The following is a 6034-nucleotide window of genomic DNA, read 5'->3' as shown; positions in this document are numbered from 1 at the left end:
GGCAAGGACCGGCTGCTCGACAGACCGCGCGCGAATAGCCCGTCGTTTTTCATCGTGGCAGTGACGGCGTCGGAGGCGGCCACCGGGCTCACCATTTCAGCATCGCCACAAAATGCACGAAAACCAGCGTCCGGCCAAACGCGAGCATCTCGCAACTCATTGATTTGATTGAGGTTAGGCGGGTTAAGCGCCACAAAATGCACGAAAACCGAGATCGCCCCAAAAAGCCTACAACTTCTGATTCTTCGACCCGGGGCCGCGATCTCAGAGAGGCTCCTACAAGGTCTTGAGTCCCAGCCAAGCCGCCGCGATCACCGCATTCACCGACACGCTCAAGGCGCTCGGCACATAGAACAGCGCCGATGCCGCCGGCGCGCCAATCAGGATTTCGACAATCCCCCCCAACCCGTACAACAGCACGGCGCACGACAGCCAGCGTCGCATGTAAGTGAGAAGCCAGTGAGCTTGAGATTGGTTGTGCCGCCAGGCCGCTGAGCGCTCGATGAGGCTGCCTTGCGTGACGTCCAGGAAGAGCCACTCGAAAAAGAAGTAGCGGTACAGGAGAGTGCGGAAAGTCAGCTCATGCATGATCCATTTCCTTCTGATGGCGGCGTAAGTCCGCTCTTGGCCCGCATTCTGCCCCTGCGGACCGGCGGCAAAATCTTGGTCTGTTTGCGCTCCAAGTCTTCTGAGGGAGCGCGCCTAGTCAGGCGATATGACTCCCAAGGATGCTCAGGACAACGTATGGCACAACGTTGAAAAGAAGAATGCCAACCTTGTAGACCGCCATGCATGCGTAGTGAATGCCATCGAAGCGCTCATCCGAGAAGCCATCGACCGTGGAGCCTTCGCATCCAGGCATGCGCAAACCTGAAGGCGACAAACCGCGCAAGCAGTACGGCGCAATTGAGCACCGCGCACCACAGCAGAATCAATCATCCGCGGGTTTGCGCTTCCCCGAATCCATCATTCGAGCGATCGCGCTCACCTGGGCAGCCCCCGCCCGGAAATACCCTCCCACTGTTTCCGCACTCCGATGCCCCGTCATGGCCATCGTCTCCTGCAGCGGCATGTTCTGCCGCCCCGCCTCGGTGACGAACCCCGAGCGCAGCGAGTGCGCCGAGAAATCATCCCCCACGCCGGCCAGCGCACAGCGCGCCTTCACGAGGTCCCGAACCGCCGTCCCCGAGAGCCCGTCGGTGCCGAGCTTTCCATTCTTGAGGATGCGCCGGAAGAGGGGCCCCGAGCTGATGCCGCTCGCCTTGAGCCAGGCCTCCAGCGCCACGGCGGCCGACCCGACCACCGGTTTCACATCTTCCGGACGGATCTTCCCGTTGTGGTTCGTCTTCGAGCTCGCCAGGGTGTACAGATAGGCGCCCTCATCACCACGATGCAGGTTCTCGAACACAGCCTCTGAGACTTCGGAGCGCCGTCGTCCGCCCGAGGCCCACGCAAAAAGGAGCAGGGCGCGGTCGCGCTTGCCCTTGAGCGAGTCGTCGCAGGTCTCCAGCAAGGCCTCCAGCGGCTCTTTCGTGAGCGCACGCTGCTTGTGGGGCAGGGCGTTACGCTTCGCATAGGCTTTTCGGGTCTTGCTCAGCAGCGCCTTCACTGCAGGGTCGACGCACGGGTTGGGTTGCTTGGAAATGTGGTGCGCCATCGAGAGCACCGAGATCCGGTGCATCAGGGTGTTCAGCGCCGGCGCCCCGAGTTTTCCCTTGAAACCGGCTTCCACCAGCGCCTGGTCGATCTCGGGCGGCAATTGATGCGTCAGACCCCCTTTGTGGCCCGCCTTGGTCGAGCGCTCGGCGTGGTCGACGATGAACTGGACCACCACGGGCACCGGCACTGGCAGCGCCATCTGGCGCCCATAGCGCGCGCCGAACCAGGCCGCCCAGTAGCGCATGGCGGCGCGGTACGCCAGGCGCGTGTTGTCGGATTCGCCCTCGGCCATGAGGTCTTGCGCGGCTTCCTCGGCCATGCCAGAGAGCTGGCCGGGGTCGAGCAGCGCATGGTCGCGTTTCAGCGGCATCAAGGCCTTGGACGGCCGCATTTTTTCAGCAGGTTTCATCGGCTACCTCCAGCAGCATTGGATTCACGGACGACGACGGCCGCAGTCCGACCATCGCCGCGCTTCTGTTATTTTTGGCACATGCCATGTATGATGTCTTACGTATACTTTACATCACTTCCGATAATCATTTATTATCGCAAGTTAAAAAGGCTGGATGGAAACCCATGGGCATCTGGCTGTATGAGCATCGGTTTAAGGAATTCTTGTGCGCGTGAGGTAGTCCTGAAAGACGACGCGCGACGAGCTGAAAGGTCAAAAATGGAAACGAACGCATCGAGCTCCACGTTCCCGCCGCGCGGCGGCCGCGGAATCCAGGAGGCTCAGGTCTGGGAAGCGGCCGACGCGCTCGTGCACGAAGGCCTGCGCCCGACGATCGAGCGCGTGCGCCAGAAGATCGGCAGCGGCTCGCCCAACACCGTGAGCCCCATGCTCGAACGCTGGTTCGCCACGCTCGGCAAACGCCTGGAGGGTCGCAGCGGCAGCCTGGCCGATGGCGAGGCACAGCAGCTTCCCCTGGCCATCGTCCAGGCCGCTCAGCAGTTCTGGGACGTCGCCCGGCGAGATGCCGCACAGGCACAGGTCCAGGCCACCGAGGCGACACGGCGCGAACTCGAGCTGCAGCGCAACGCCATCGCCCAGAGGGAAGCCGACCTCCAGCAACGCGAGTCCTCCTTCGAACAGGCCCGCGTCGCGTTCGATGAGGCGTTGGCTTCCTCGCGCCAGGCGGTCACGGCCATGGAGGCCCAGTTGCACACGCAGCAGCAGGAATCCGCTCGGCTACTCAGCGACTCGGAAGCCGAGGTGCGCCGGCTGCGCAAGGCCCTGGACGAGGCCGTGGCGAACAAGGAAGCCCTGCGCGAGAAGGCGGCAATGGAACTCGGCGCCAAGCAGCGCGCCGCGGACGAAGCCGAGGAGCGCCATCTCGCGCAGGAGCGTCGTCTCCTCTCCGAGATCGATCGCGAGCGCATGGCCACGCGCCAGGCCACCACAGAGCTGGCGAAGGAGCAGAAAGCCCGCGCCATCGAACAGGAGGCTGCCCGTACCGCACGGGATGCAGCCCAGCAAGCCCTGCAGGACTCAAAGTCAGCACACCGCAACGCTGAAGGCGCCTGGGCAAAGCAGTTCCAAGCTGTTCAGCTTGAGTTGGCGACCCAGCGCGAGCGCAGTTCTGCCGCCGAACAGCGTGCGAGCGATCTTCTCAAGCAGCTCGAGCGCCAGCAAGCCCAGGCGGACCGTGAGGTCTCGCAGTTTCGGGAGACCCATGCGGCAACGGCAGCCGCCCTGCGTCAGCTCGAGAACCATAAGAAGAGCCAAGAGCCTACGCATCAACCGCGCGCCAAGTTGGCGCCCAAAGCACCGAGGCGAGAGGATTGAAGCGAGCCTGAAACTACCCGGATCATCTAATTGGACCGGAAAGGCGATCTCCGGCGGCCCGCCGCTTGCTCTCTCGAACCGACTCACTCGAGATATTCGAGAAAGTACGGCATCACTTGTTGAAGAAGCTCGACTTCCTCCGGATCGATGCTGCGCGGCTCCAGATCGAAATGGATGAACGTGCCGTAGGGTGTTCCGGAATCACGTGTCAGCAGCCTCCCGTAGTACGACTCGACCAGTCCCACAAAAGGGCGGTAGCTGACGAGGGACTTGTCCTTGGAGACGTGGCTTGTCGCAAACTCGCCCTTCTCGATCGCGTGCTGGCAAAAGCTCTTCTCTAGAGGAACTGCTTTCAACCAGGTGCGGTATTCAGACACACGGTCGAAGACGTGCTCTGCCCGCAACGCATCGCCGCTCAACTTGTAGATGGCCGTATATCGATACTGCGTTCTGCCATTGAGCATTGCCAGCGCGCGGCGAATCCCATGGGTGGCAAGCATGCTACGCACCGCAGTCGCCTGTGCGGGCAAGTCAAGTTTAGACATTGGAAGAGTTACTTTTTTCGAAATGCGCAGGGAGAGGACCCCCAACGGGAGTCCTAGTGGAGAAGGAATTTCTTCAGTGTGATGGGTAGAATTTTTTCCTGGGCGCGATCTCCTGGCGCTGGGCTCGTCCCCGCCGGAGGCCCGCCCATGGGCCGGCTCCAGTTCTAATTCGCGGACTCCCTTCGCTCGTGCGTCCTTGCTGCAGCGTGACCTTCAGCGGTCACTCTCCGGAGGATCGCAGGTCCCATGTACCGGCAACCTCCATCCTTGACAAGCACCGGAGGGATCTCTGCTTCCACCAAGGCCGCAGACCTGAGTACTGACAGTTTCTCGATCTCGTCCTGGTCGAAAACTTGGATTGGTACCTCAGCTGCGCAGAGCCGCGTGAGGAGTTTCATTGGCACGTCTACTTCTCCCCCTATTTTCAAGAACTGGGCCATCGAACTCTATGTCTCAGTCCATTGAGCGCGTGTCAAACGAGGGACATTGAGTTGGTCAATTCATCGAAATCCTGAAAGCTGTCGGACCAATAAAACAACGGCGGAGGAACATATCCTTGGTTCTGGTGCAAACAGGGCGTGAGGTAGGCTATTGCGTTTGTGAACTGCGGACGGGTCGATGGCAAAGAAGGTTCAGAGCATGGACGAACTATTCAAGGGCCGGCACTTCGAGCGAGAGATCATCATTCTGTGCGTTCGCTGGTACCTGCGCTTCAAGCTGAGCCTGCGTGACTTGGTGGAGATGATGTTCGAGCGCGGCCTGCCGATGGCCCACACGACGATCATGCGCTGGGTCCAGCGATTTGTGCCCGAGTTCGAGAAGCGCTGGAACCGATTCGCCCGCAAGTCCGGCCGATCCTGGCGCGTCGACGAGACCTATGTGAAGATCCGCGGGAAGTGGACCTATCTGTACCGTGCTGTCGATCGAGAGGGCCAGACAGTCGACTTTCGCTTGAGCGCCAACCGCGATGTGAAGGCGGCCAAGGCGTTCTTTCGCAAGGCACTGAAGACGCAAGGGCGACCTCCGGTAAGCATCACGCTGGACGGCTATGCCGCCTCGCACCGAGCGGTGCGTGAGTTGCCCGCCCCAGAGCCCTCGCTGGAAAGACACACGGCTGCGATCATCGCGATATTTGAACAACATGGTCGAGCAGGACCATCGAGGCGTGAAGTCGCGCATCAAACCCATGCTTGGCTTCAAGGTCTTCGATTGCGCGGCCGTGACGATCGCGGGTGTCGAGTTGCTGCATCGCATCCGCAAAGGCCAATTCAACCTTCGTCGGCTGCGCCTCGAAGGCCAAGCCGCGCCTGCAATCTGGAACGCGGTGCTTTCGGCCTGACCGGCGCATCACACTCGCGAAGTCGTTTTGCCGCGCGGAAAATTTGCTCCAGAGCCGTCGTGCATTGGGTTTCCTGCCCCGACCGTATCAAACTCCATCGAAAGTACGATTACCCCCATCGCACTGCGCCAGTCTCCGGGCAGGTATCTCACAACCCTAAGGATGGTCTGCAAAACAGGCCCGGGCCTTGCTTGATCTGACCCATGATTTCCAAACGCGTGACTTCCCCGAATCAGCTCGGCCTGGGCCTGAACCTGTCGACGAAGAAGACGCGCAAGCGCGAGTTTCTCGACGAGATGGATCGGGTGGTGCCCTGGAGCGCGTTGGTGCAGATCGTCGAACCGCACAGCCCTCGAGCCAAGACTGGCCGCCCGCCTTTTGCGATCGAGACGATGCTGCGCATTCATTACTTGCAACAGTGGTTCGGGCTGAGCGATCCGGCGATGGAAGAGGCGCTGTTGGCGCCGGCCGAAAATTGACCCACCTGTGAGGGTTGTGCCGCTTCAAATTTGACCCGGGTGTTCAGCCTACCCTGCTGCTTTTTTAAGCGGTGGGGGTATGAGGAGTGATCACCATGGCCATGATTGGCAAGGTCCTGCGGATGCACCACCGCGAGAAGAAGTCGGTGCGAGAGATCGTGAGGGCGACGAGCCTGTCGCGCAACACGGTGCGCAAGTACCTGCGCACGCCGGTGGCGCAGCCACC

7 protein-coding genes and 1 pseudogene are annotated in these 6034 nt (G+C 61.2%); 3 read left to right on the top strand and 5 right to left on the bottom strand.

Annotation, left to right across the window (positions count from 1 at the left end):
- Positions 1–276 precede the first annotated feature (276 nt).
- The 4 genes from AC1DYD_RS40970 to AC1DYD_RS40955 all read right to left on the bottom strand — a co-directional run bounded on the left by AC1DYD_RS40970 (position 277) and on the right by AC1DYD_RS40955 (position 2029).
- Positions 277–588 carry a hypothetical protein gene (locus AC1DYD_RS40970; RefSeq protein ID WP_478178429.1) on the bottom strand — a complete coding sequence of 104 codons (312 nt, stop codon included), beginning with the start codon at positions 586–588 and terminating at the stop codon, positions 277–279.
- A 118-nt stretch (positions 589–706) separates the two neighbouring features.
- Positions 707–862 (bottom strand): DUF6868 family protein, encoded by a 156-nt coding sequence (locus AC1DYD_RS40965; RefSeq protein ID WP_478178428.1) that lies wholly within the window; start codon positions 860–862, stop codon positions 707–709.
- Positions 819–935 carry a DUF6868 family protein gene (locus tag AC1DYD_RS40960; RefSeq protein ID WP_478178427.1) on the bottom strand — a complete coding sequence of 39 codons (117 nt, stop codon included), beginning with the start codon at positions 933–935 and terminating at the stop codon, positions 819–821. Before AC1DYD_RS40960 ends, AC1DYD_RS40965 begins: the two co-directional genes overlap by 44 nt.
- Complete coding sequence (locus AC1DYD_RS40955) at positions 932–2029, bottom strand: site-specific integrase (protein WP_478178430.1); 1098 nt, start codon at positions 2027–2029, stop codon at positions 932–934. Before AC1DYD_RS40955 ends, AC1DYD_RS40960 begins: the two co-directional genes overlap by 4 nt.
- Before the next feature lie 300 nt (positions 2030–2329).
- Here AC1DYD_RS40955 and AC1DYD_RS40950 point away from each other — a divergent pair, with 300 nt between their 5' ends.
- Positions 2330–3445 (top strand): DNA-binding protein, encoded by a 1116-nt coding sequence (locus AC1DYD_RS40950; RefSeq protein WP_478178426.1) that lies wholly within the window; start codon positions 2330–2332, stop codon positions 3443–3445.
- A gap of 83 nt (positions 3446–3528) precedes the next feature.
- Here the strand turns inward: AC1DYD_RS40950 and AC1DYD_RS40945 are convergent, their stop codons facing one another.
- Positions 3529–3945, bottom strand: coding sequence for a hypothetical protein (locus tag AC1DYD_RS40945; RefSeq protein ID WP_478178425.1), 417 nt, complete (start codon positions 3943–3945; stop codon positions 3529–3531).
- A gap of 684 nt (positions 3946–4629) precedes the next feature.
- Here AC1DYD_RS40945 and AC1DYD_RS40940 point away from each other — a divergent pair.
- A protein-coding gene (locus AC1DYD_RS40940; protein ID WP_478178424.1) for an IS6 family transposase occupies positions 4630–5329 on the top strand; the annotation gives its coding sequence in 2 pieces (ribosomal slippage) (positions 4630–5103 and positions 5105–5329; 699 coding nt in all).
- 203 nt (positions 5330–5532) lie between these two features.
- Positions 5533–5787, top strand: a pseudogene (locus tag AC1DYD_RS40935) (transposase); the annotation flags it as partial.
- Between the last annotated feature and the right edge of the window lie 247 nt (positions 5788–6034).

This window comes from Variovorax sp. P4_B11 (assembly GCF_056402355.1).
This window is presented reverse-complemented; position numbering and strand designations above follow the sequence as displayed.